This window comes from Methylobacterium sp. D48H, from assembly GCF_053345715.1.
On record NZ_JBKFAP010000165.1, the window covers coordinates 1 to 301 of the forward strand.

At 71.8% G+C, this 301-nt stretch carries 1 pseudogene; it reads left to right on the forward strand.

Annotation, left to right across the window (positions count from 1 at the left end):
- Positions 1–28: 28 nt before the first annotated feature.
- Positions 29–301: pseudogene (locus ACLBX8_RS31965) on the forward strand (methyltransferase type 11); the annotation flags it as partial.

Below are 301 nucleotides of genomic sequence, written 5' to 3' on the forward strand. Positions count from 1 at the left end.
CCCATCTGCCCGGGCGGCCCCGAGGACCATGATCCCGTTCGAACTCAGATCGCCGGACACCGGCAACCCGCTGAAGGCCGACGGCCCGCACGCCCTGCGCGACGCGGAGACCGGCGCGCGCTGGCCCGTGGTCGATGGCATCCCGTACCTGCGGATCAACCGTGCGGCCCTGGTCGAGCGGGTGCTCGCCCATCTCGACGCCGGCGAGCCCGACGAGGCGCTGGCCGCGCTGATGGTCGATCAGGATGATTGGTGGAACGGGCCGCCGGCCGATCCCGCCGGGATTATCCGCCTGATCAAG